The sequence below is a fragment of the Mesorhizobium sp. WSM1343 genome, assembly GCF_055901535.1.
The window spans coordinates 3,913,301-3,933,564 of sequence record NZ_CM148370.1; the positions used below are offsets into that span (position 1 = coordinate 3,913,301).

Sequence of the window (20,264 nt, forward strand, 5' to 3'; positions counted from 1 at the left end):
TCGCCAGCTTCGAACGCCGTTGCCGGTCCCGGGCGCTGACCGGCTCAGTGACGGGCGGGCTCGAATGAAACACGCGCTCTTTTACCAGAGCTTTAGCGCTTCCCAGTGAATCCCTGCGGCGATCTTCCACGTCATGCGGCGAAACTTCAAGAGGCAGGCCGCAAGCGGGGCTGTGCCACGCGGAATGCTTGCGCCAGCGAGAATCCGCTTTTTTGCACAGCAAAGGCCGAGCGCGCAAAAAACGCCTATGGTCGCAGAATTGCTCGTGCGATAGATCTAGCCATGCGTTATGTAATCGTCATTGCCGCCATCGCGTTTTTCCTGATCTGGGATGGCATGTACAATCAGGGCCGCTATCTCGACACAACAGTGAGAGAGCTTAGCCATGTTGTGCGATATGTTACCGGCAGAGCTTAACTCCAGTGGCGGCAGCCGCGACATCCTAGTCGATTGACGCCAACGTCCTGCCGTCACAAAAGACCCCAGCATTTTGATCGAGGAGGCGGGGTTGATCCGGCATATCGTTTTCTTCAGCGCGCGGCGAAAAGAGGATGTCGAGGCTGTGCGCACCGGCTTGCTGGCGCTCGGCAACATTCCTCATTCCAGCCTGTTCGAGGTCACGCTCAACACCAAGGTGGATCCGCTGTCGGACGAGGTCGACGTGGTCGTCTACGCGGAGTTTGCCGATGACGCCGCGCTGGCCGCCTACAAGGCGCACCCGCTCTATGCGCAGACCACCAGCAAGGTCAAACCGATGCGCGAACTGCGCTATTCCGCCGATGTCGTTGCCGGAAGCTGATCGAGGCTTTGTCCCAACTGGTGCCTTTTTCGACGTCCGGTGAACTGGCGGGGGCGAAATGGCCGGGATTGCGATCAAGTCTTGAACCGATTTGCGGAATGATGCACATCGCGGCTGCATGACCCGAACCATCACTGGCACTCATCCGCTCGATCACCTGGTGCTGCCAACGCAGAGCCTTGAGGTGGCGCGAGCCCGGCTCGCCGCGCTTGGCTTCGTCGTGGCCCCGACCGGCATCCATCCCTTCGGAACGGAAAACTGCTGTGTTTTCCTGGCCGACGGCACGTATCTCGAACCGCTGGCGGTCGGCGACGAGCAGGTGGCGGCAAAGGCTATCGCGGACGGCAATGTCTTCGTCACGCGTGATCGCGCCTATCGCGACAGCAACGGCGACGAGGGGTTTTCCGCCATTGTTCTAGGTACGGGCAATGCCGATGCCGACCATGCACGCTATGTCGATGCCGGCATCTCGGCGGGAGACATGCTGGGTTTTTCGCGCGCTTTCACCGACCCAGCCGGCAAGAGCGACATCGCATCGTTCAAGCTCGCTTTCGCGGCCGGAGCAGAAGCCACGGACGCCTTCCTGTTTGCCTGCGAGCGGGTCAACGCGCCTGATGTCGACCGCGCGGCTTTGCAGGCCCACGCCAACGGCGCGACCGGAATTGTCGAGATCTTGGCGGTCAGCGATGCGCCTGGAAAGCAGCATGAGTTGATTTCTGTCACGGTGGACAATCCGGCCGCCGAAAGGCAGGGCGGCATGTTTTCCCTGCCGAATGCAGATTTGAGCGTGCTTGACCGCGCGGCTTTCACCGCGCGCTTTGGCCTGCCGGCCGGCGCGCCGACAGATCTACGCTTCGCAGCGGTGGTCTTTTCGGTTCGGAACGCCGATGTGACATCGAGGCTGCTTGCGGCTAATTCCATCCAACACGATATAGCGGGCAATGATATTGTCGTGCAGCCTGCACCCGGACAGGGCGCGGCTTTCATCTTCCGGGAGACCAAATGAACAAGCCCGTCGCGCCCAATTCAGCGGTAATTGTCGGCAATGTCGTCTTCGACAACAAGGCGGCTCTGTCGCTGATCGCCGGCCCGTGCCAGTTCGAGTCGCGTCAGCACGCTTTCGACATGGCCGGCGCGCTGAAGGAACTGACCGGCAGGCTCGGAATAGGCCTCGTCTACAAGACCAGCTACGACAAGGCCAACCGCACCTCGCTGTCGGCGACGCGCGGCGCCGGCATGGACGCGGCACTTCCCGTCTTCGACGAACTGCGCAAGGAATTTTCGCTCCCGGTGCTGACCGATGTCCACACCGAGGAGCAGTGCGCCATCGTGGCGCCGCATGTCGATGTCCTGCAGATTCCGGCTTTCCTGTCGCGCCAGACCGACATGCTGGTCGCCGCGGCGAAAACCGGCAAGGTCATCAACGTGAAGAAGGGACAGTTCCTTGCCCCCTGGGACATGAAGAACGTCGTCGCCAAGATCACCGGATCCGGCAATGCCAATGTGCTGACCACCGAGCGCGGTGCTTCTTTCGGCTACAACACGCTGGTCTCCGACATGCGCGCTTTGCCTGTCATGGCAGAGATCGGCGCGCCGGTGATCTTCGATGCGACCCATTCGGTGCAGCAGCCGGGCGGGCAGGGCGGTTCCTCGGGCGGTGAACGTCGTTTTGTCGAGACGCTGGCGCGCGCGGCCGTCGCTGTCGGCGTTGCCGGCGTCTTCATCGAGACCCATCAGGATCCTGACAACTCGACCTCTTCCGACGGCCCCAACATGCTGCCGTTGAAGGACATGCCCGCCCTACTCGAGCGGCTGATGGCATTCGACCGCATCGCCAAGGGTCTCTAGGCCGGAGATATCCTCTGTCGACCGCCGATGCTTGTGGACGGCGCAAGCCGCCTGTACGCTCGACCGGCAAATGAGCGTTTTGGCAGGAGGAAGCCATGTCTGTCGCCCGCGTCACCGAAATCACATCGTCGTCGAAGAAGAGCTTTCAGGACGCCATCGAACAGGGAATTGCGCGCGCATCCAAAACGCTGAAGAACGTCGAGGGCGCCTGGATCCAGGACCAGAAGATCGTCGTCCAGGACGGCAAGATTGTTGCTTATCGCGTCAACATGAAGGTTACCTTCATCCTCGCCGAGTGATCGGGCGACGCCGAAAAAGTCGGGAACCTTCGCCCGCGCCCCTCATTGTCCAATTATGGTTCGAAACCACAATGAGGAGCACAATCATGGCAACCCAGACTGGCCACACCCAAGCCATCGCCGCTTCGCGGGTCATCGGCACATCGGTCTACAACACCGAAGGCACGAGCATCGGCAGCATCGAGGATGTGATGCTCGACAAGATGGCGAACGGCATCATGTTCGCGGTCATCGGTTTTGGCGGCTTCCTTGGCATCGGCGAGAAATATCACGCCATTCCCTGGGCAAGCCTCGACTATGATGAGGACAAGGGCGGTTATGTCGTACCGTTTTCCAAGGAACAACTCATGGCGGCACCGGCCTATTCGATCAACGAACTGACCGGTGCCGATGGCGAGGCGGCGCGCGACGAATCCTACAATTATTACAAGGTCACGCCTTACTGGCATTAACAACAACGACAAAGCGGCCCCGTCGAGAGAGACGGGGCCGCTTTGGATTCCGGCTTATTCGCTGACGTGTAAGGGGGCCATCGCCTTCGGCGGCGACTGCTGATTGTCGCATGACGTCAGGAATGCCGCCGCGATCAGAAACAGACTCACGATACCGCTCAACTGAGACATGGCGAAACTCCTCCTGTTTCGCCCCGCGCGCTGCACCTTAACCGGAAGTCAGCCGACCGTACATGACTTATGATGACGGCGATTTGCGCTTCGTGAATCGTTCGGAGGCCGATGCCGCGGCAATAATTGCCAACGGGCCGATTGCCTTTTGCAGCACTTTGGCTAAGACGTGCGGCATTCTTCAGATCAATCGAGGACATCGCAAATGACCGCCATCGTCGACATTGTCGGGCGTGAAATCCTGGACAGCCGTGGAAATCCGACCGTCGAGGTCGATGTCATTCTCGAAGACGGCTCGATGGGCCGCGCGGCGGTGCCGTCGGGTGCTTCGACCGGTGCCCACGAGGCCGTCGAACTGCGCGACGGCGGCGCCCGCTATCTCGGCAAAGGTGTGCTCAAAGCCGTCGAGGCGGTGAACGGCGAGCTGTTCGAGGCCATCGGCGGCATGGAAGCCGAAAACCAGATTCATATCGACCAGACCATGATCGAGCTCGACGGCACGCCCAACAAGAGCCGGCTTGGCGCCAACGCCATTCTCGGCGTTTCGCTGGCGGTGGCCAAGGCGGCCGCTGATGCCGCCGGCCTACCGCTCTACCGTTATGTCGGAGGCACCAAGGCGCATCTCCTGCCGGTGCCGATGATGAACATCATCAATGGCGGCGCGCATGCCGACAACCCGATCGATTTCCAGGAATTCATGATCCTGCCGATCGGCGCGCCGACGCTGCGCGAAGGTGTCCGCTGGGGTTCGGAAATCTTCCATACGCTGCGCAAGAAACTGAAGGATGCCGGCCACAACACCAATGTCGGCGACGAGGGCGGCTTTGCCCCGAACCTGAAAAGCGCTCCGGTGGCGCTCGATTTCATCATGGAATCGATCGAGCAGGCCGGCTTCAAGCCGGGCGACGAGATCGCGCTCGGCCTCGATTGCGCCGCGACCGAGTTCTTCAAGGACGGCAACTACGTCTATGAAGGCGAGAAAAAGACGCGCGATCCCAAGGCCCAGGCCAAATACCTGGCCAAGCTTGCCACCGACTATCCGATCATCTCGATCGAGGACGGTCTTGCCGAGGACGATTGGGAAGGCTGGAAGTACCTGACCGACCTGATCGGCAAGAAGACGCAGCTGGTTGGCGACGATTTGTTCGTCACCAACACGGCGCGGCTGCGCGACGGCATCCGCATGGGGGTTGCCAACTCGATCCTGGTTAAGGTCAACCAGATCGGCTCGCTTACGGAAACGCTCGACGCCGTCGAGACCGCGCACAAGGCCGGCTACACCGCCGTGATGTCGCACCGCTCGGGCGAAACCGAGGATTCGACCATTGCCGATCTCGCCGTCGCCACCAATTGCGGACAGATCAAGACCGGCTCGCTGTCGCGCTCGGACCGCATGGCCAAGTACAATCAGCTGATCCGCATCGAGGAAGAGCTCGGCAAGCAGGCAAGCTACGCCGGCAAGTCGGTGGTCAAGGGCTGATCCGGAAACACCGGCTCATCGATACCGGACAAAAGGGCGGGAGCATTCCCGCCCTTTTTCGTTTCGGCGCCGCCAAACAGGTCACCCGTAACCGTCCGTTAAGCACAATCGGGCGAGAAAGATCGTGAGCCGCCTGAGTTCGCGGGCTAGAGCCGGATGATCTCAGGTCTGTTCGACCTGAAATCTGAATCCGACTCTAAATCAAAGAGATAGAGCATGATGTCGTCCGAAAACCGCTTCACACTTTTCGGCATCATGCTCTAGAGGAATCGGGCGATGTGGACGCGTCAGCACAAGCAGAGAAACACCGGCCGGCTGATCATTCCCTCGCTTTGCGTGGCGTTCCTGGCCTATTTCGGCTTTCATGCCTATCACGGCGAATTCGGTATCTACTCGAAATATCAGCTGGAAGCCCAGACGGTTGCGCTGCAAGGCCAGCTCGATGCGATCAAGGCGCGCCGCATGGAGCTCGAGCGCCGCGTTCGGCTGATGCATGAAGGCACGCTCGAGAAGGACATGCTCGATGAGCAGGCGCGCAAGGCGCTCAATCTGTCCCAAGCTGACGAAATCACCATTATGTTGCCGGCCTCGGCGAAATAACTGATTTCAAGTTAATCACCAATATTTTCAATGATTTTAATCGCTTAGTCGCATGCCAGCTATGCAAATTCGGCATGGCGCAACGCTTTGACGCGTGTTAGCCTCCCTAAAATCGGTGGGGAGGAGCTGATCTCCCCAGAGCAGATTTCATCCTGCTCTAATGTCCACGAAGAGACGCCAACAGGGAGTGATGCATGGCCACCGCCGCCAGAAAAGCGCCTGCCAAATCCAAATCCGACGGCAAATCGGGGCTTTCGACCCCCAAACCTGTCGAATTCACCAAGGACGAAGAGCTTGCCGCTTACCGGCACATGCTGCTCATCCGTCGTTTCGAGGAAAAGGCCGGCCAGCTCTACGGCATGGGTTTCATCGGCGGCTTCTGCCACCTCTATATCGGCCAGGAAGCGGTCGTCACCGGCATGAAGATGGCGCTGATCGACGGCGATCAGATGATCACCGCCTATCGCGACCACGGCCACATGCTGGCGATGGAGCTGTCGCCGCGCGGCGTCATGGCCGAGCTGACCGGGCGTCGCGGCGGCCTGTCACGGGGCAAGGGTGGCTCCATGCACATGTTCTCCAAGGAAAAGCACTTTTATGGCGGCCACGGCATCGTCGGCGCGCAGGTGTCGCTCGGCACGGGCTTGGCCTTCGCCAACCGCTACCGCGACAACAACAATGTCTCGCTGACCTATTTCGGCGACGGTGCGGCCAACCAGGGCCAGGTCTATGAAAGCTTCAACATGGCCTCGCTGTGGAAGCTGCCGGTGATCTACATCATCGAGAACAACCGGTATGCCATGGGCACCTCGGTGTCGCGCTCTTCGGCGGAAACCAATTTTTCGCACCGTGGCGCTTCGTTCAAGATTCCCGGCATCCAGGTCGACGGCATGGACGTGCGCGCTGTCAAGGCCGCCGGCGACCAGGCGACCGAATGGTGCCGCGCCGGCAACGGGCCGATCATTCTCGAAATGCAGACCTATCGCTATCGCGGTCACTCGATGTCCGATCCGGCGAAATACCGCTCAAAGGAAGAAGTGCAGAAGATGCGCTCCGACCATGACCCGATCGAACAGGTCAAGGCGCGGCTGATCGAGAAGAAGTGGGCAACCGAGGACGAGCTTAAGGCCATCGACAAGGAGGTCCGCGACATCGTCGCTGACGCCGCCGAATTTGCCCAGAACGATGCAGAGCCGGATCCGTCCGAGCTCTGGACCGATATCGTATTGTAACGGGAGGGCAAGGACATGCCGATCGAAATTCTCATGCCCGCTCTCTCGCCGACCATGGAAGAGGGCAATCTTTCCAAGTGGTTGAAGAATGAGGGCGACAAGGTCGTCGCCGGCGACGTCATCGCCGAGATCGAAACCGACAAGGCGACGATGGAAGTCGAGGCCGTCGACGAAGGCACGCTTGGCAAGATCCTGATCGCCGCCGGCACCGAAGGCGTCAAGGTCAACACACCGATTGCCGTTTTGCTGCAGGACGGCGAAAGTGCCGGCGATATCGGCAAGTCCTCGGCTCCCGCCAAGGCGGAAGCACCGGCAAAGGCAGAGGCTCCAGCCGCGGCGGAGGACAAGGCGGAGGCCGCAAAACCGGCTGCCGCGCCGGTGGCTGCTGCACCGAAGACGGAAATCGCCGCCGATCCGGACATTCCGGCCGGCACGGAGATGGTCTCGACCACGGTGCGCGAAGCGCTGCGCGATGCGATGGCCGAGGAAATGCGCCGCGACGGCGATGTCTTCGTCATGGGCGAGGAGGTTGCCGAATACCAGGGCGCCTACAAGATCACGCAAGGGCTGCTGCAGGAATTCGGGCCGCGGCGCGTCGTCGACACGCCGATCACCGAGCATGGCTTTGCCGGCGTCGGCGTCGGCGCGGCGATGGCCGGCCTGAAGCCGATCGTCGAGTTCATGACCTTCAACTTCGCCATGCAGGCGATCGACCAGATCATCAACTCCGCCGCCAAGACGCTCTACATGTCTGGCGGCCAGATGGGTGCGCCGATCGTTTTCCGTGGACCGAACGGCGCCGCCGCACGCGTCGCCGCACAGCACTCACAGTGCTATGCCGCCTGGTATAGCCACATTCCGGGCCTGAAAGTGGTGATGCCCTACACCGCCGCCGATGCCAAGGGCTTGCTGAAGGCGGCGATCCGCGATCCCAATCCGATCATCTTCCTCGAGAATGAGATCCTCTATGGCCAGTCCTTCGACGTGCCGAAGCTGGATGATTTCGTGCTGCCGATCGGCAAGGCGCGCATCCACAAGACCGGCAAGGACGTCACCATCGTCTCTTTCGGCATCGGCATGACCTATGCGGTCAAGGCCGAAGCCGAGCTGCGCGGCTTGGGCATCGATGCCGAGATCATCGACTTGCGCACGATCCGGCCGCTCGATCTCGACACCATCATCGCCTCGGTCAAGAAGACCAACCGGCTGATCGTTGTCGAAGAGGGATATCCGCAGAACTCGGTCGGCGACCATATCGCCAACCAGGTGTCGCAGCGCGCCTTCGATTTCCTCGACGCGCCGGTCATCACCATCGCCGGCAAGGATGTGCCGATGCCCTATGCCGCCAACCTCGAGAAACTGGCTTTGCCGAACGTCGGCGAAGTCATCGAGGCGGTCAAAGCCGTCACATATCGCTGAACCGGGCGGGAGGACAAAATGCCAATCAACATCACCATGCCGGCCCTGTCGCCCACGATGGAAGAGGGCAATCTGTCCAAGTGGCTCGTCAAGGAAGGCGACAAGGTTTCGCCGGGCGATGTCATTGCCGAGATCGAGACCGACAAGGCGACGATGGAAGTCGAGGCTGTCGATGAGGGCACGGTCGCAAAGCTCGTCGTTCCCGCCGGCACCGAAGGCGTCAAGGTCAACGCTCTGATCGCCGTGCTCGCTGCCGAAGGTGAGGATGCAGGCGCTGCCGCGAAAAGCGGGGGCGATGCTGCTCCAGCGAAAGCCGAGGCCAAGCAGGACAAGGCGCCAATCTCCCCACCCGTGGGGGAGATGTCGACGAAGTCGACAGAGGGGGGCGCTGTCCCGCCGTCCTCTCAGCGCGAGACGCCCCCCTCTGGCCTGCCGGCCATCTCTCCCACAAGGGGGGAGATCAGCCAGTCGCCGGAAGGACGCACCTTCGCGTCGCCGCTCGCACGTCGCATAGCCAAGGAAGCCGGTGTCGATGTGTCTGCCGTGACCGGCACCGGTCCGCATGGCCGGGTGGTGAAGGCGGATGTCGACGCGGCCATTGCCGGTGGCGGTGCCCAGGCGGCGCCTGCCGCCAAGGCTCCGGCTGGCGTGCCCGCTGCTGCTGCCGCGCCGGTAAAGGCGATGTCGGACGATCAGGTGCTGAAACTGTTCGAACAGGGCTCCTACGACCTTGTCCCGCATGACAACATGCGCAAGACCATTGCGCGCCGCCTGGTCGAGGCCAAGACCACCATTCCGCATTTCTACCTGACGCTCGACTGCGAGCTCGATGCGCTGCTGGCGCTGCGCACGCAGATCAATGCGGCAGCCCCGGTGAAGAAGACCGACAAGGGTGATGCTCCGGCCTACAAGCTGTCGGTCAACGATATGGTCATCAAGGCGATGGCGATGGCGCTGAAGGCAGTGCCCGATGCCAATGCCTCGTGGACTGAAAGCGCCATGGTCAAGCACAAGCACGCCGATGTCGGCGTCGCGGTGTCGATCCCCGGCGGCCTGATCACGCCGATCATTCGGCATGCCGACGAAAAAACGCTGTCCACCATCTCCAACGAGATGAAGGATCTGGCCAGTCGCGCGCGCAGCCGCAAGCTGAAGCCGGAAGAGTATCAGGGTGGCACCACGGCGGTGTCCAATCTCGGCATGTTCGGCATCAAGGATTTTGCCGCGGTCATCAACCCGCCGCACGCGACCATCCTGGCGGTCGGCGCCGGCGAGGAGCGGGCAGTGGTCAAGAATGGCGAAATCAAGATCGCCACCGTGATGTCGGTGACGCTGTCGACCGACCACCGCGCCGTGGACGGTGCGCTGGGTGCCGAACTGCTGGTCGCCTTCAAGCGCCTGATCGAGAACCCGATGGGCATGCTGGTTTAGGGAAGCGAGAGGGCGGTGCGGATAGTCTTCACCAGCCTCTTCGCTTTCATCATTTCCGGATTCGCCACCGGACTGGCTGCTCGGAAACGGGCGGTCACAACCCATGGATGGCGGGTGAAGCGTGGGTTGATCGACGCGCAGGTGGGTGCATGAAGACGGTTCTTTGTTACGGCGACTCGCTGACCTGGGGCTACAATGCCGAAGGTGGCCGCCATGCGCTGGAAGACCGCTGGCCAAGCGTGCTGCAGGCCGGCCTTGGCAGTGGCGTCGAAGTTATCGCCGAAGGCCTCAATGGCCGTACCACCGCCTTCGACGACCACCTGGCCGGTGCTGATCGCAACGGCGCCAGGCTGCTGCCAACGGTGCTGACGACGCATGCGCCGATCGACCTGATTGTCATCATGCTCGGCGCCAACGACATGAAGCCGTGGATCCACGGCAATCCCGTCGCGGCCAAGCAGGGTATCCAGCGGCTGATCGACATCGTGCGCGGTCACGACTATCCGTTCGACTGGCCGGCGCCGCAGATCCTGATTGTTTCGCCGCCTGTCGTCAGTCGCACCGAAAATGCCGAATTCAAGGAAATGTTTGCCGGCGGCGACGACGCCTCGAAGTTTTTGGCACCGCAATATGCCGCGCTCGCCGATGAGGCCGGCTGCGGCTTCTTCGACGCCGGCAGCGTGGCGCAAACCACACCTCTCGACGGTGTTCATCTTGACGCCGAAAATACGCGAAACATCGGCGAGGCGCTGACACCAGTCGTGCGCGTCATGCTGGAATTGTGAAGGAGAAAACCCGTGGCTGAGAACTATGACGTCATCATCATCGGCTCCGGTCCCGGCGGCTATGTCACCGCGGTGCGTTCCGCGCAGCTCGGCTTCAAGACGGCGATCGTCGAGCGCGAGCATCTCGGCGGCATTTGCCTTAACTGGGGCTGCATCCCGACCAAGGCGCTGCTGCGCTCGGCCGAGATCATGCACTATTCGGATCACCTGAAGGATTACGGGCTGAAGCTCGACGGCAAGGTCAGCGTGGACACATCGGCCGTCGTTGACCGCTCGCGCAAGGTGTCGCTGCGGCTCAATGGCGGCGTTGCCTTCCTGATGAAGAAGAACAAGGTTGACGTCATCTGGGGCGAGGCCAAGCTTTCGAAGGCGGGCGAGATCGTCGTGTCCAAGACGGCCAAGAAGCCGATGGAGCCACAGCCGCCGGTGCCGAAAGGCGTCAAGGGCGAGGGCACCTATACCGCCAAGCACATCATCCTGGCGACCGGCGCCCGGCCACGCGCGCTGCCCGGCATCGAGCCGGACGGAAAGCTGATCTGGACCTATTTCGAGGCTATGGTGCCGAAGGAGATGCCGAAGTCGTTGCTCGTCATGGGGTCGGGCGCCATCGGCATCGAATTCGCCTCCTTCTACCGCACAATGGGCGCCGAGGTGACGGTGGTCGAATTGCTGCCGGCGGTGATGCCGGTCGAGGACGCCGAAGTCTCGAAGTTCGCGCAGAAGCAGTTCGAGAAGCAAGGCATGAAGATCATCCTCGAAGCCAAGGTGACCAAGGTCGAGAAGGGCACGAACTCGGTCACCGCGCATGTCGAGATGAAGGACGGCAAGGTCGAGAAGATCACCGCCGACCGGATGATCTCGGCCGTCGGCGTGCAGGGCAACATCGAAGGCCTCGGGCTTGAGGCGCTTGGCGTGAAGACCGAACGCGGCTGCGTCGTCATCGATGGTTACGGCAAGACCAATGTGCCGGGCATCTACGCCATTGGCGATGTCGCCGGCCCGCCGATGCTCGCCCACAAGGCCGAACATGAGGGTGTCGTGTGCATCGAGAAGATCGCTGATTTTCCTGGCGTACATGCCACCGACAAACTGAAGATTCCGGGCTGCACCTACTGCAATCCGCAGGTCGCCTCGGTTGGCCTGACCGAAGCCAAGGCCAAGGCCGAGGGCTGGGATATCCGGGTCGGGCGCTTCCAGTTCGCCGCCAATGGCAAGGCGATCGCGCTCGGTGAGGATCAGGGCTTCATCAAGACCATCTTCGACAAGAAGACCGGTCAATTGCTCGGCGCCCACATGGTCGGCGCCGAAGTGACCGAACTGATCCAGGGCTTCGTCGTGGCGATGAACCTGGAGACGACCGAGGAAGAGCTGATGCACACCATCTTCCCGCACCCGACGCTGTCGGAGATGATGAAGGAAAGCGTGCTCGACGCCTATGGCCGCGCGCTCAACGCGTGATAGATTGAAAGCGCTGCTACAGATGGAACCCGGCGGCAAGGTACATCGTTTGCGGATGCACTTTCATCCATCATACAAGGAGAAGGCATATGCACCTGAATGGCGTCGGCTGGATAGCAGCCATCATCATCGGCGGCCTGGCAGGCTGGTTCGCCGAAATGTTCATGAAGAGCAACACCGGCATCTTGATGAACATCGTTATGGGCATCGTCGGCGCGATCGTACTGAATGCCATTCTGCAGGCTCTCAATTTTGGCCCGTTCGGCGTCGGCTGGATTGCCTATCTGATCACCGGCTTTATCGGTGCCTGCCTGCTGATCTGGGCGGGACGCCTGGTGCGCCGCTGACATCCCTGAAGAGCTGCCATGCGAAAAAGGCTGTTGCGGCATGCGCCGCAGCGGCCTTTTTCTTTGCGCCGAAAAGTCCTAGATGACGTTATGACAACGAACGCCTGACTGGCGCTCGCCAATGAACCAGGTTTCCCGATGGTCACTGTCCTCGATACGATCGCCAACGCACCGCGCCTGCGGCATCCCGAAAAGGCGCACAAGCCTGATCAGGATGTCCTGCGCAAGCCCGACTGGATACGCGTCAAGGCGCCGATGTCGAAGGGCTATGCCGAAACGCGCGAAATCGTGAAGTCGCACAAGCTGGTGACGGTCTGCGAAGAGGCCGGCTGCCCCAACATCGGCGAGTGCTGGGAAAAGAAGCACGCCACCTTCATGATCATGGGCGAGATCTGCACCCGCGCCTGCGCCTTCTGCAACGTCGCCACGGGCATTCCAACCGCTCTTGACCCGGATGAACCGGCCCGCGTCGCGCATGCGGTCAAGCAGATGGGCCTTACCCATGTCGTCATCACCTCGGTCGACCGCGACGACCTCGCCGATGGCGGTGCGCAGCATTTCGCCGAGGTCATCCGCGCCATCCGGGCGGCGACGCCGCTGACGACGATCGAAATTCTGACGCCCGACTTCCTGCGCAAGGACGGCGCGCTGGAGATCGTCGTGGCGGCCAAACCCGACGTCTTCAACCACAATCTCGAAACCGTTCCGTCGAACTATCTGACGGTTCGTCCGGGCGCCCGCTATTTCCATTCGATCCGGCTGTTGCAGCGGGTCAAGGAGCTTGATCCGTCGATCTTCACCAAGTCCGGCATCATGGTGGGGCTGGGCGAAGAACGGAATGAAATCCTGCAGTTGATGGACGATCTGCGTTCGGCCAATGTCGACTTCATGACCATAGGCCAGTATCTGCAGCCGTCGAAGAAGCACCACCCGGTGATCCGCTTTGTTACGCCGGAGGAGTTCAAATCCTTTGAGACGATCGGCCGGACCAAGGGTTTCCTGCTGGTGGCGTCCAGCCCGCTGACGCGTTCATCGCATCACGCCGGCGACGATTTCGCCAAGCTGCGTGCGGCACGGGAAGCGATTCTCAAGAAATCAGCTTAATCAGCCGGTTTCATGCCAAAATTCGAAGCTACCCGACGCGTATCCCATACACCCGAGCAGATGTTCGCTTTGGTCGCCGATGTTGAATCCTATCCGCAATTCCTGCCGCTTTGCGAAGCGCTGACGGTTCGCTCGCGCAAGGAGCGTGACGGGCGTACCGTTCTCCTTGCCGACATGAGCATCGGCTACAAGGCGATCCGCGAAACCTTCACGACGCAGGTACTGCTGAAGCCCGACGAGAACACCATCGACGTGAAGTACATCGACGGGCCGTTTAAATATTTGAGCAATGTCTGGCGTTTCGAACCCGACGGCGCCGGTTGCGCCGTCCGCTTCTTCATCGACTACGAGTTCAAGAGCCGCATTCTGGGCGCGGTCATGGGAACCATGTTCGATCGTGCCTTCCGCATGTTCGCCGAAGCCTTTGAGAAGCGCGCCGACGTCATCTACGGTACAAAACCGTCTTGAGGCTTGCGCATGCTTTTCTGGATAGCGAGCACCGTTGGACTGGCGATCGCCTATCTCTTCGGTTCCATGCCCACGGGTTATCTGGCGGGGAAGCTGCTCAAGGGCATCGATATCCGGGAGCATGGCTCCAAATCCACCGGGGCAACGAACGTTTTGCGGGTCTTGGGAAAATGGCCTGCGTTGGTGGTGTTGCTGGTGGATGTGCTGAAAGGTGCTGCGGCGATCGTCTTTACCCGCTGGTTCTATCCCTGGTTCATCACGTTGCCGTTGGTTACGCCATCGACCCCGCTTGACCTGCAAGCCTGGGTGCCTTGGGCTGTTTGCCTGGCCGGAATTGCCGTGTTGTTGGGACATGGCCGTTCGATCTGGTTGAATTTCACAGGTGGCAAATCCGCTGCGACGGGGCTTGGCGTGTTGCTGGCTCTGTCTTGGCCGGTAGGTGTGGGGGCTGCGGCGGCTTTTGGTGCTGTGCTGGCTACGTCTCGGATAGTTTCCCTGAGTTCGATGGTAGCGGCGTTGACCGCGATCGCCCTCATCTGTGGCCTGGAGCAACCGTTGGCCTATCGGTTGCTGGTGATTGCGGGCAGCATCTACGTGGTTATGCGCCATCGTGCCAACATTCAGCGGCTGCTGGCTGGGACGGAGCCACACTTGGGGCAAAGCAGCCCGGAATCGAAAACGTAACCGCAAATCCGGCTTTCGGGTCCGCCCGCCCAACGTTTTATAATTCTATCCGAGTGCTTGCAGGCCCAGTTCCAGCGCTTGCCGGACCGTTTCGCGACGGATGAAATCGCGGCCTTTGTCTGCAAAGAGCTGGTGCTCGGCGACAATCGGTCGGCGGTCCAGCGCAACCCCGAACCAGACCAGGCCGACCGGTTTTTCCGCCGAACCGCCGCCAGGCCCGGCGATCCCGGTAACCGCCAGGGTCAGCCCGGCGCGCGAACGGGTAAGCGCGCCTGTCGCCATTTCGATCGCAGTCTCGCGCGAAACCGCCCCATGCGCATCGAGCGTGGCGGCGGAAACGCCGAGCATGTCCATCTTGGCTTCGTTGGAATAGGTGATGAAGCCGCGATCGACCACGGCGGACGAGCCCGCGATGTCGGTGAGTGCCGCGATGATCATGCCGCCGGTGCAGCTTTCCGCCGTTGCCAGCATGATGCCGCGTTTCTGGCAGGCTTGCAGCAAGGCATTTGCCAGGTCGCTGTTGGTCATTCCGGCACCTCGCCGGGAAACACCACGCTGGCAGTGGCGATCGCCGCAATGCCTTCCTCGCGCCCGACGAAGCCGAGCTTCTCGTTGGTTGTCGCCTTGATCGAGATGCGATCCGCGGAAATTGCCAGCATCTGCGACAGGGCTGCCGTCATCGCCTCGCGGTGCGGGCCGACGCGCGGCGCTTCGCAGATCAACGTGATATCGGCATTGGCGATGCGGCCGCCGCGCTCGCGCACCAGCCCTGCCGCATGCTCGACGAAGATCCGCGACGCAGCGCCTTTCCACTGCGGGTCGGACGGCGGAAAATGCGTGCCGATGTCGCCGGCGCCGCAGGTCGCCAACAACGCATCGGTCAGAGCATGCAGACCGACATCGGCGTCGGAATGGCCGGACAGTTTCTTGTCGTGTGCAATGGCGACGCCACACAGTGTGACATGGTCGCCGGGCTCGAAAGCATGGACGTCGTAGCCATTGCCGGTCCGGATGTCGGGAAAGCGCACACGTTCGCCGGAAAGCCGCTGGTCCGCCATGGCAATATCCCGTGCCCAGGTGAGTTTGACATTGTCCGGCGAGCCCGGAACGATCTTGACCGGAATATGCGCCCATTCGGCGATCGCGGCATCGTCGGTAAAATCCATTTTTCCCAGATGATGGGCTTTCTCGTGCGCGGCAAGGATGGGCCAGAACGGAAAGCCCTGCGGCGTTTGCGCCGCGTGAAGACCGCTGCGCGAAACGGTTTCGCCAACCACCCCGGAGGCCGACTCGCGCTTCAGCGTGTCGGCGACGGGCAAAGCGGGCAATGCGCCCTCGCGCTCGCCGATGGCGGCGATGGTGCGATCTATCAGGTCCGCATCGACAAACGGACGCACGGCATCGTGGATCAGAACCTGCCCCGGCGCGTGGTCTCTAAGGGCAAGCAGGCCGAGCCGGACGGATTCCTGCCTGGTCGCCCCGCCGATAACGGCGCTAACGCGCTCGGCGTTGGTGCCCGCCGCCTGCCGGAACAGTTCATGGTCGTCGGCATGAATGGCGACGACGATCTCGCCGGTCCGCGGGTGGGCCAGAAAAATGTCCAGCGTGTGTGCAATGACGGCAAAGCCGCCAATGTGTTGATATTGCTTCGGTCCGTTGGCCTGTCCGGCGCGCGCGCCACGGCCGGCCGCGACGATTACCACCGCGACCTTGCCATCCGCACTCGAAACGTGATTTTCACTTGCGTCAGTCATTGCAGATTGGCTTAGCGCACGATCCCGAAAAGTGTAATCGGTTTTCGGCAAAGATCGTGCGTCAAATATGAATCCCAAAGCGTCCTTTGCGCGTCCCACGGGGCGCGCGGCGCTTTGGCCACACCCAATCCCGAAGGCCAGCATTTTCCCAATTGCGCCTTAATGTGGCGTCATTCCGCGTTGCACATTGCGGCCGATATGGCTAGAGAATGTGCAACGAATGAAGATGCTTGGTTTTTGTGCATGGTTAATTTGACCAAATTGGCCGCGCCGCTTAACGTCGGCGGCGTGAAACTCCGCAATCGCGTGTTCCTCGCGCCGATGTCGGGCATTACGGACGAGCCGTTCCGGCAGCGTGCCCACGCGCATGGAGCGGGCCTGGTCGTGTCCGAAATGGTTGCCAGCGGCGAGCTCGCCAAGGGCAGGGCCGGTTTCAACCTGCGCATACGCCACTCCGGCCTGCCCGTCCATATGGTTCAGCTTGCAGGCCGCGAGGCGGTGCACATGGCCGAAGGTGCCAGAATCGCCGCCGGCGAGGGCGCCGACATTATCGACATCAACATGGGATGCCCGGCCAAGAAGGTCACTGGCGGCTACGCTGGTTCGGCATTGATGCTGGATCTCGACCACGCACTGTCGCTGATCGACGCCGTTGTCGGCGCGGTCGAGGTGCCAGTGACGGTCAAGATGCGGCTTGGCTGGGACGAAGGCGCGCTCAACGCGCCGATGCTGGCGCGCCGCGCCGAGCAGGCCGGTGTCAGTATGGTGACCGTGCACGGCCGAACGCGCTGCCAGTTCTATCAGGGCAAGGCCGACTGGCGTGCCATCGCCCGCGTCAAGGAAGCCGTGTCCATCCCGGTCGTCGCCAATGGTGACGTCTCTTCGCCGGCGGAAGCGGCCGACATTCTCGATCAATCGGGTGCCGACGCCGTGATGATTGGCCGTGCCCATTATGGCGTGCCTTGGATCGCAGGTGGCATTGCGGCCGCAGCGACAGGCGAAGCGACGCCAAATATTCCACGGAACCCGACGGCGCTCGCCGACTACATCGTGACCCACTATGAGGATATGCTGGCGCTCTACGGCGCCGAAAGCGGCCTGCGCCAGGCGCGCAAGCATCTTGGCTGGTATCTTGATCGGCATGCAGGCGGCGTCGCCGACGACAGCCGAAAGGCCGTACTGACCGCATTCGAGCCCGCGCGCGTCATTGCCTTGCTGCGCGATGTGTTTTCGCGCGATCCGCAACCTTTGACCCTGCGGAGTGCCGCATGAACGCCGCCGCCGGCCAAGGCGCTGAAATGGCGGATGCCGCCCAGATCGTGCTCAACACCATCCGCCGCCCGGTGATCATGATCAGCGAGGAAGGCTTCATCACCTTCGCCAACGCCGACGCGGAAGACTTCTTTCGTTCAAGCGCGACCATGCTCGCCCGCAACACGCTGTCAAAACTCATTCCCTTCGGCAGCCCGCTGCTGACGCTGGTCGACCAGGTGCGCGAGCGCCTGGCACCGGTCAACGAGTATCGGGTCGACGTGTCGTCGCCGCGTCTCGGCATCGAGAAGGTCGTCGATCTCTATGTCGCGCCGGTACCGGAATTTCCGGGCTCGGTGGTGGTTATGTTCCAGGAACGGTCGATGGCCGACAAGATCGACCGGCAGATGACGCATCGGGGCGCAGCGCGCTCGGTCACCGGCCTGGCCGCGATGCTTGCCCATGAGATCAAGAACCCGCTCTCCGGCATCCGCGGCGCTGCCCAGTTGCTGGAACTGTCGGCTTCCGACGAAGACCGTGCGCTGACGCGGCTGATCACCGACGAGACCGACCGCATCGTGTCGCTGGTCGATCGCATGGAGGTGTTTTCCGACGAGCGGCCGATCGACCGCTACCCCGTCAACATCCATGTCGTGCTCGACCATGTGAAGGCCATTGCCAAGAACGGTTTTGCCAAGAGAATCAAGATATTGGAGGACTATGATCCTTCGTTGCCTCCGGTGTTTGCCAACCGCGACCAGTTGATCCAGGTGTTCCTCAACCTGGTCAAGAACGCCGCCGAGGCGATCGGCAGTGACCCGCAGGGCGAGATCGTGCTGTCGACCGCCTTCCGGCCAGGCATCCGTGTTTCCGTTCCGGGCACGCAGGACCGCGTGTCGCTGCCGCTGGAATTTTGCGTGCGTGACAATGGTTCCGGCGTCTCGGAAGATATCCTGCCGATCCTGTTCGACCCGTTCATCACCACCAAGCCGAACGGCTCGGGGCTGGGGCTGGCGCTGGTCGCCAAAATCGTCGGCGAACATGGCGGCATCATCGAATGCGAATCGACGCCGCGCGGGACCACATTCCGCATCCTGATGCCGGCCTGGAAAGAAGCGCCATACGGCGCCGATGAAGACGGTGAAGGAGACCGCAAATGACCGTTCGCGGCAATATTCTCGTCGCCGACGACGATGCGGCGATCCGTACTGTCCTCAACCAGGCGCTTTCGCGCGTCGGCCACGAGGTGCGCGTCACCTCCAATGCTTCGACTTTGTGGCGCTGGGTGGCGGCGGGCGAGGGCGATCTGGTCATCACCGATGTGGTGATGCCGGACGAGAACGCCTTCGACATGCTGCCGCGCATCAAGAAGGCGAGGCCGGAACTGCCGGTCATCGTCATGAGCGCCCAGAACACCTTCATGACGGCGATCCGCGCGTCTGAAACCGGCGCCTATGAGTATCTGCCCAAGCCGTTCGACCTGACCGAACTGCTCAACATCGTCAACCGGGCGCTTTCCGAGCCGCGACGGCCGAAGATCGATGCGCGGCCGGAAGAGCAGCCCGATGCAATGCCGCTGGTCGGCCGTTCGGCCGCCATGCAGGACATCTACCGCATGCTGGCGCGCATGATGCAGACCGACCTGACGGTGATGATCTCGGGCGAATCCGGCACCGGCAAGGAACTGGTGGCGCGCGCGCTGCATGAATATGGCCGCCGCCGTGGCGGCCCCTTCGTCGCCATCAACATGGCGGCGATCCCGCGCGACCTGATCGAATCGGAACTGTTCGGTCACGAGAAGGGCGCCTTCACCGGCGCGCAGAATCGCTCGACCGGACGCTTCGAGCAGGCTGAAGGCGGCACGCTGTTCCTCGATGAAATCGGCGACATGCCGATGGAAGCGCAGACACGGCTGCTGCGCGTGCTCCAACAGGGCGAATACACGACGGTTGGCGGACGCACGCCGATCAAGACCGACGTGCGCATCGTCGCCGCCACCAACAAGGATCTGCGCACCCTGATCAACCAGGGGCTTTTTCGCGAGGATCTGTTCTATCGCCTCAACGTGGTGCCGCTCCGGCTGCCCGCGCTGCGTGAGCGCTCCGAGGATGTGCCCGACCTTGTCCGCCACTTCTTCAAGCTCGGCGAAATGGAAGGCCTGCAGACCAAGCGCATTTCGTCAGGCGGCATCGAGTTGATGAAGCGCTATCCGTGGCCGGGCAATGTGCGCGAACTGGAAAACCTGGTTCGCAGGCTCGCCGCGCTCTATTCGCAGGACGAGATTTCCGCCGAGATCATCGAGGCCGAGCTCAAGACCGGCGAACGTCCCGTGGTGCCGGGTGGCGGCAATCTCATTCCCGACGATTTGTCGATCGGCCAGGCGGTCGAGCACTTCCTGCAACGCTATTTCGCCTCGTTTGCCGGCGATTTGCCACCTGCCGGGCTTTATCAACGCATCCTGTCCGAGGTCGAGTTTCCACTCGTCCTAGCCTCGATGACGGCAACCCGCGGCAACCAGATCAAGGCCGCGGAACTGCTTGGCTTGAACCGCAACACGCTGCGCAAGAAGATTCGCGAACTCGGCGTCAACGTCTACAAATCGTCGCGCCAGGGCTGAGCCTTGATCTGAGCCCGCGCTCTTTTCAGGGGATCGGCTCGCGAAAGATTTCCGTCTCGGTCACA

Annotated in this window: 21 protein-coding genes; 19 read left to right on the top strand and 2 right to left on the bottom strand. The window is 61.7% G+C overall.

Annotated features, from left to right (window positions below; translation table 11 throughout):
• Positions 1-508 precede the first annotated feature (508 nt).
• The 16 genes from AC0NIL_RS19050 (at position 509) to plsY (ending at position 14,577) form a co-directional block, all read left to right on the top strand.
• Positions 509-799: a Dabb family protein gene (locus tag AC0NIL_RS19050; RefSeq protein WP_013531473.1), complete on the top strand. Its 291-nt coding sequence runs from the start codon at positions 509-511 to the stop codon at positions 797-799.
• Between the two features lie 118 nt (positions 800-917).
• Positions 918-1,805 carry a VOC family protein gene (locus AC0NIL_RS19055; protein ID WP_024505093.1) on the top strand — a complete coding sequence of 296 codons (888 nt, stop codon included), beginning with the start codon at positions 918-920 and terminating at the stop codon, positions 1,803-1,805.
• On the top strand, positions 1,802-2,647 hold the full coding sequence (gene kdsA, locus AC0NIL_RS19060; protein ID WP_013531475.1) for a 3-deoxy-8-phosphooctulonate synthase: 846 nt from the start codon (positions 1,802-1,804) through the stop codon (positions 2,645-2,647). Before AC0NIL_RS19055 ends, kdsA begins: the two co-directional genes overlap by 4 nt.
• Before the next feature lie 95 nt (positions 2,648-2,742).
• Entirely contained in the window at positions 2,743-2,946 is a 204-nt protein-coding gene (locus tag AC0NIL_RS19065; protein WP_013531476.1) for a dodecin family protein, read from the top strand.
• 86 nt (positions 2,947-3,032) lie between these two features.
• The gene (locus AC0NIL_RS19070) at positions 3,033-3,398 is read left to right on the top strand and encodes a PRC-barrel domain-containing protein (protein ID WP_127369200.1); all 366 of its coding nucleotides are present in this window, start codon (positions 3,033-3,035) and stop codon (positions 3,396-3,398) included.
• A gap of 376 nt (positions 3,399-3,774) precedes the next feature.
• Positions 3,775-5,049, top strand: a complete 1,275-nt coding sequence (gene eno / locus AC0NIL_RS19075) for a phosphopyruvate hydratase (RefSeq protein ID WP_064994168.1) — start codon at positions 3,775-3,777, stop codon at positions 5,047-5,049.
• Between the two features lie 276 nt (positions 5,050-5,325).
• Positions 5,326-5,649, top strand: coding sequence for an FtsB family cell division protein (locus tag AC0NIL_RS19080; RefSeq protein ID WP_013531480.1), 324 nt, complete (start codon positions 5,326-5,328; stop codon positions 5,647-5,649).
• Between the two features lie 194 nt (positions 5,650-5,843).
• Positions 5,844-6,881 carry a pyruvate dehydrogenase (acetyl-transferring) E1 component subunit alpha gene (gene pdhA / locus AC0NIL_RS19085; RefSeq protein WP_063168051.1) on the top strand — a complete coding sequence of 346 codons (1,038 nt, stop codon included), beginning with the start codon at positions 5,844-5,846 and terminating at the stop codon, positions 6,879-6,881.
• Between the two features lie 15 nt (positions 6,882-6,896).
• Positions 6,897-8,300: a pyruvate dehydrogenase complex E1 component subunit beta gene (locus AC0NIL_RS19090; RefSeq protein ID WP_013531482.1), complete on the top strand. Its 1,404-nt coding sequence runs from the start codon at positions 6,897-6,899 to the stop codon at positions 8,298-8,300.
• A gap of 18 nt (positions 8,301-8,318) precedes the next feature.
• Positions 8,319-9,731: a pyruvate dehydrogenase complex dihydrolipoamide acetyltransferase gene (locus AC0NIL_RS19095; RefSeq protein WP_474047927.1), complete on the top strand. Its 1,413-nt coding sequence runs from the start codon at positions 8,319-8,321 to the stop codon at positions 9,729-9,731.
• Positions 9,732-9,880: 149 nt separating this feature from the next.
• The gene (locus AC0NIL_RS19100; protein ID WP_013531484.1) at positions 9,881-10,516 is read left to right on the top strand and encodes an SGNH/GDSL hydrolase family protein; all 636 of its coding nucleotides are present in this window, start codon (positions 9,881-9,883) and stop codon (positions 10,514-10,516) included.
• A 12-nt stretch (positions 10,517-10,528) separates the two neighbouring features.
• The gene (gene lpdA, locus AC0NIL_RS19105) at positions 10,529-11,974 is read left to right on the top strand and encodes a dihydrolipoyl dehydrogenase (protein ID WP_013531485.1); all 1,446 of its coding nucleotides are present in this window, start codon (positions 10,529-10,531) and stop codon (positions 11,972-11,974) included.
• Positions 11,975-12,063: 89 nt separating this feature from the next.
• The gene (locus AC0NIL_RS19110) at positions 12,064-12,321 is read left to right on the top strand and encodes a GlsB/YeaQ/YmgE family stress response membrane protein (protein WP_127370325.1); all 258 of its coding nucleotides are present in this window, start codon (positions 12,064-12,066) and stop codon (positions 12,319-12,321) included.
• Between the two features lie 138 nt (positions 12,322-12,459).
• Complete coding sequence (lipA, locus tag AC0NIL_RS19115) at positions 12,460-13,425, top strand: lipoyl synthase (protein WP_024505190.1); 966 nt, start codon at positions 12,460-12,462, stop codon at positions 13,423-13,425.
• A 12-nt stretch (positions 13,426-13,437) separates the two neighbouring features.
• Entirely contained in the window at positions 13,438-13,893 is a 456-nt protein-coding gene (locus AC0NIL_RS19120) for a type II toxin-antitoxin system RatA family toxin (RefSeq protein WP_013531488.1), read from the top strand.
• A 9-nt stretch (positions 13,894-13,902) separates the two neighbouring features.
• Positions 13,903-14,577, top strand: coding sequence for a glycerol-3-phosphate 1-O-acyltransferase PlsY (gene plsY / locus AC0NIL_RS19125; RefSeq protein ID WP_027163469.1), 675 nt, complete (start codon positions 13,903-13,905; stop codon positions 14,575-14,577).
• Between the two features lie 45 nt (positions 14,578-14,622).
• Here the strand turns inward: plsY and AC0NIL_RS19130 are convergent, their stop codons facing one another.
• Positions 14,623-15,105 carry a CinA family protein gene (locus AC0NIL_RS19130; protein WP_473574085.1) on the bottom strand — a complete coding sequence of 161 codons (483 nt, stop codon included), beginning with the start codon at positions 15,103-15,105 and terminating at the stop codon, positions 14,623-14,625.
• Positions 15,102-16,331 carry a bifunctional 2-C-methyl-D-erythritol 4-phosphate cytidylyltransferase/2-C-methyl-D-erythritol 2,4-cyclodiphosphate synthase gene (locus AC0NIL_RS19135; RefSeq protein WP_064994293.1) on the bottom strand — a complete coding sequence of 410 codons (1,230 nt, stop codon included), beginning with the start codon at positions 16,329-16,331 and terminating at the stop codon, positions 15,102-15,104. The genes AC0NIL_RS19130 and AC0NIL_RS19135 overlap by 4 nt, the downstream gene beginning before the upstream one ends.
• A gap of 243 nt (positions 16,332-16,574) precedes the next feature.
• Between AC0NIL_RS19135 and dusB the strand changes: the two genes are divergently transcribed.
• From dusB to ntrC, 3 genes are read left to right on the top strand one after another with little or no spacing between them, the layout of a single operon-like run.
• Positions 16,575-17,603, top strand: a complete 1,029-nt coding sequence (gene dusB / locus AC0NIL_RS19140; protein WP_473574086.1) for a tRNA dihydrouridine synthase DusB — start codon at positions 16,575-16,577, stop codon at positions 17,601-17,603.
• Positions 17,600-18,742 (top strand): two-component system sensor histidine kinase NtrB, encoded by a 1,143-nt coding sequence (locus AC0NIL_RS19145; protein ID WP_013531493.1) that lies wholly within the window; start codon positions 17,600-17,602, stop codon positions 18,740-18,742. The genes dusB and AC0NIL_RS19145 overlap by 4 nt, the downstream gene beginning before the upstream one ends.
• Positions 18,739-20,199, top strand: a complete 1,461-nt coding sequence (gene ntrC, locus AC0NIL_RS19150) for a nitrogen regulation protein NR(I) (protein WP_024505195.1) — start codon at positions 18,739-18,741, stop codon at positions 20,197-20,199. The genes AC0NIL_RS19145 and ntrC overlap by 4 nt, the downstream gene beginning before the upstream one ends.
• Positions 20,200-20,264 lie beyond the last annotated feature (65 nt).

Bases quoted from the DNA above. Each gene is read 5' to 3' on its own strand.
- AC0NIL_RS19110 (WP_127370325.1), top strand. From the start codon at position 12,064: ATGCACCTGAATGGCGTCGGCTGGATAGCAGCCATCATCATCGGCGGC.
- ntrC (WP_024505195.1), top strand. From the start codon at position 18,739: ATGACCGTTCGCGGCAATATTCTCGTCGCCGACGACGATGCGGCGATC.
- AC0NIL_RS19055 (WP_024505093.1), top strand. From the start codon at position 918: ATGACCCGAACCATCACTGGCACTCATCCGCTCGATCACCTGGTGCTG.
- AC0NIL_RS19070 (WP_127369200.1), top strand. From the start codon at position 3,033: ATGGCAACCCAGACTGGCCACACCCAAGCCATCGCCGCTTCGCGGGTC.
- AC0NIL_RS19080 (WP_013531480.1), top strand. From the start codon at position 5,326: ATGTGGACGCGTCAGCACAAGCAGAGAAACACCGGCCGGCTGATCATT.
- AC0NIL_RS19100 (WP_013531484.1), top strand. From the start codon at position 9,881: ATGAAGACGGTTCTTTGTTACGGCGACTCGCTGACCTGGGGCTACAAT.
- plsY (WP_027163469.1), top strand. From the start codon at position 13,903: ATGCTTTTCTGGATAGCGAGCACCGTTGGACTGGCGATCGCCTATCTC.
- AC0NIL_RS19130 (WP_473574085.1), bottom strand. From the start codon at position 15,105: ATGACCAACAGCGACCTGGCAAATGCCTTGCTGCAAGCCTGCCAGAAA.
- AC0NIL_RS19065 (WP_013531476.1), top strand. From the start codon at position 2,743: ATGTCTGTCGCCCGCGTCACCGAAATCACATCGTCGTCGAAGAAGAGC.
- AC0NIL_RS19120 (WP_013531488.1), top strand. From the start codon at position 13,438: ATGCCAAAATTCGAAGCTACCCGACGCGTATCCCATACACCCGAGCAG.
- lipA (WP_024505190.1), top strand. From the start codon at position 12,460: ATGGTCACTGTCCTCGATACGATCGCCAACGCACCGCGCCTGCGGCAT.
- dusB (WP_473574086.1), top strand. From the start codon at position 16,575: ATGGTTAATTTGACCAAATTGGCCGCGCCGCTTAACGTCGGCGGCGTG.
- AC0NIL_RS19095 (WP_474047927.1), top strand. From the start codon at position 8,319: ATGCCAATCAACATCACCATGCCGGCCCTGTCGCCCACGATGGAAGAG.
- AC0NIL_RS19145 (WP_013531493.1), top strand. From the start codon at position 17,600: ATGAACGCCGCCGCCGGCCAAGGCGCTGAAATGGCGGATGCCGCCCAG.
- AC0NIL_RS19090 (WP_013531482.1), top strand. From the start codon at position 6,897: ATGCCGATCGAAATTCTCATGCCCGCTCTCTCGCCGACCATGGAAGAG.
- AC0NIL_RS19135 (WP_064994293.1), bottom strand. From the start codon at position 16,331: ATGACTGACGCAAGTGAAAATCACGTTTCGAGTGCGGATGGCAAGGTC.
- pdhA (WP_063168051.1), top strand. From the start codon at position 5,844: ATGGCCACCGCCGCCAGAAAAGCGCCTGCCAAATCCAAATCCGACGGC.
- kdsA (WP_013531475.1), top strand. From the start codon at position 1,802: ATGAACAAGCCCGTCGCGCCCAATTCAGCGGTAATTGTCGGCAATGTC.
- eno (WP_064994168.1), top strand. From the start codon at position 3,775: ATGACCGCCATCGTCGACATTGTCGGGCGTGAAATCCTGGACAGCCGT.